Origin of the sequence: Terrimonas sp. (genome assembly GCF_003075435.1) — a bacterium.
Taxonomy (GTDB): Bacteria; Bacteroidota; Bacteroidia; order Chitinophagales; family Chitinophagaceae; genus Agriterribacter.
The window spans coordinates 1-2,776 of record NZ_QCZJ01000065.1; the positions used below are offsets into that span (position 1 = coordinate 1).

The following is a 2,776-nucleotide window of genomic DNA, read 5'->3' on the forward strand; positions in this document are numbered from 1 at the left end:
TGATTGTTCGGTTTAAAGTCTGGCATCACCATATCACTGCTGCCGCCACCATTTATGCCCAACTGGTTCAGCTTGTCTTTCAGCTTGCTTAGCTCACCCTGCGCCTGCTGCATCTGCTGTTGCAGGTAAGCCGCGGGATTTGCATTGGTATTGCCTGTAGTTGGTAATGATAACTGCTGTTGCATCAACTGCTGTATATCTGTCCTGGTTTGTAAGCCAGCCAGTGATTGTGGCGTACCATAGCTCTCCGGGGTCGGGAAAAGTGAAGCTAACATACTGTAGCGGCTGAAAAATTTTGAAAATGCGGGTATTGTTTGCAGCGTGGAAACGATCTTTCTTACCAGCTTATCCGGGTCGTTCAAAACTTCCCGGTAAGATTTAATTTGCTGCGAGTAATAAAAAACATCCTGCTGATACCTGCCAAAATATTTGCTTACACTTTTGGGCAGACCAGTATATTGAGACAGGAGCTCTCTGATCTGCTGCTGCCTGCTTTGCAGGTAGCTTTGTATATCGCCTGCTTCTTTCAGCTTGTGTTGCAGCTGGTTTGCCTGGTTAAGCGAGTTGCCAAGCTTCTGGCGGATATCTTTGGTTTTGGAAACAATATTTGCTGCGTCTTTTAAGAAGGCAAGCGATCCTTGTAACGAATCAAGACCTGCCATAAATTCCCCGGAAGTGAGCTTATCAAATTTACCGGTGGCATTGTTTAATTTGTCAGAGAGGTTCTCGTAATTCTTCTTTACATCCCCGAATATTTCTGCGGCTTTGGAGGAATCTATTTTAGCAAGCTGTTTTTTCAGCTTTTGCTCCTGTTTGGAAAGGCTGTTTAAATACTTATCTGTTTGCCTGCTGAGCTGCCTGTCGAGGGAATTGATTTTATCATCAATGCTGCTGATGTATTTTCCCGGAACTTCAATAATGGCATGGCTGGCGCTGTCCTGGGCAACAACGCCCCGGCACATACATAATCCCACAAGCAATAGTAATAACACAGCACAACGGTTCATAAGCCTGAGTTTAGGAACAGGTATTGTATAAGACATAAACCACCTTAACTTCTGTAGGGTGATCAGCAGGCTTCTTATTAAATATCAGATCGGAGAATTAACCTAAAATGCAACAGGTGCATGGTTTTACAAAACTATATTATCATTTTTATTTTTTTTACCCCCCTTTTCCGGGTATTTTTGATCTAACCCTAAATCACAGCTTATGACTGCACCACCGGACAAAATCATCACCGTTGCTATTGCAGACGACCATACGCTAATGAGGTCGGCCCTGGTGAACTTTATCTCTTCCGACAAAAAAATCAAAATATGTATCGAGGCTGCAAATGGTAAAGAGCTCCTGGATCAGCTCGAAAAAGCGGGATTAACTGATGTCATACTTCTTGATATCAGTATGCCGGAAATGGATGGCTTCGAAACGATGATCCGGCTGAAAAAGAAATATAAAGACCCTGCTGTTATTGCACTTACAGGATACAGTGACGGCCTGATATTTAGAATGGCAGGCTTGGGAGTAAAAGGTTGCGTGCTAAAAACACAATCACACGAAGACCTCCTGTGCGCTATATACACCGTTTCACGCAACGAGCAATATTTTTCAAAACAGGTAAGAGAAATACTGTATCTCGATTCTGAAAGAACACTTCACCACAAAATCATTTCCTTAAAAGAAAAAGAGATTGTCTTCTTAAAACACCTGTGCAGCGGCATGACCTATAACAATATTGCGGCAAAAATGCACATAAGTCCATACACTGTTGAAGATTACAAGGAAGCACTACTGGAAAAATTTGAATTGAAAAATAAAACAGCGTTAATTCTGTTCGCTTTGAGGCATAAACTCGTGTAAGCCGGGAGAGGATATTGTAACGGGTATAGTGGAATTGATAAACACCCCCGCACTCAATGAAGTCGTTCGGCTGATACATGGTATAGAAGCGGTTCCAGCAAAATAAAAAACCGGAAAGAAGATAAAAAATTTACTCCTTTCCGGTAAAGTAGTCCCTCTCGAACGGTTTTCGAACCATTTTATGGATGATTTACGGCGTCTGGCTGCAATTGGAGCCTGATAACCAAAGTCCTGCTGCCTTTTCGGAGGAGCAGGACTTTTTTGTGAGCAAGACAAATGTGAAGCAGGATGAAAAAGATATTGTCAGATCAGGGATTCGCCAAAGGTTTCGGGATAAGATTATTCTCTCTAGCTCTTCTTTTCTTTCACCAGCATCTCCTTTTCTCCCAACAAATATTCCCTCCTCGGCCTCCACCAGCCCGAGTGAATATCCATTGCCTGCAATTAAAACACATGCAGAGTTCAATTATTCACTTTAAAAAATATTAATCATGGCAGAGTTTAAAAGAAGAACCCTGACTTTAAGTACAGGAAAACAAATCAAATTATTTGGGAACAGCATTGGAATTGGGAAATCTTTGGAAGTGGCTGAAGGATATGCCCCCAATATTTTCTCCCATATTTCCAATGAAGAAAAAGAAAAACCAGTATCGACAGTTTCAAATCCACATCAACTAACGGCCGAAGAAATGTATGAACTGGCAGATTACTCCATAAGGTTATGGGTGGATTTAAAAGATAACATCCGCAAGCATGGCGTGAATAACCCCAAAGTTTTCAATAGCGATGCTTTACGATAATAGACCTCTTGTATTAATTGAAAAAGGCATATAATTCATAATTGTAAATGCCAGCGATTAAATTTACTCTTAATCCAAAACGTTTTCTTCTGTTACGGTATCGTTCGCCCAGTATT

General features: G+C 41.4%; 4 protein-coding genes. 3 read left to right on the forward strand and 1 reads right to left on the reverse strand.

Annotated elements, in window-relative coordinates:
• A partial coding sequence (locus DC498_RS25800; RefSeq protein ID WP_133176988.1) for a hypothetical protein occupies positions 1-1,007 on the reverse strand: 1,007 nt, incomplete at its 3' end.
• Between the two features lie 205 nt (positions 1,008-1,212).
• On the opposite strand from DC498_RS25800, the gene DC498_RS25805 reads away from it, so the two are divergent.
• The 3 genes from DC498_RS25805 to DC498_RS25815 all read left to right on the forward strand — a co-directional run bounded on the left by DC498_RS25805 (position 1,213) and on the right by DC498_RS25815 (position 2,660).
• Positions 1,213-1,860, forward strand: a complete 648-nt coding sequence (locus DC498_RS25805) for a response regulator transcription factor (RefSeq protein WP_116877007.1) — start codon at positions 1,213-1,215, stop codon at positions 1,858-1,860.
• 185 nt (positions 1,861-2,045) lie between these two features.
• On the forward strand, positions 2,046-2,339 hold the full coding sequence (locus tag DC498_RS25810) for a hypothetical protein (RefSeq protein WP_116877008.1): 294 nt from the start codon (positions 2,046-2,048) through the stop codon (positions 2,337-2,339).
• Positions 2,340-2,351: 12 nt separating this feature from the next.
• Positions 2,352-2,660 (forward strand): hypothetical protein, encoded by a 309-nt coding sequence (locus DC498_RS25815; protein WP_116877009.1) that lies wholly within the window; start codon positions 2,352-2,354, stop codon positions 2,658-2,660.
• The last annotated feature ends 116 nt before the right edge of the window (positions 2,661-2,776 follow it).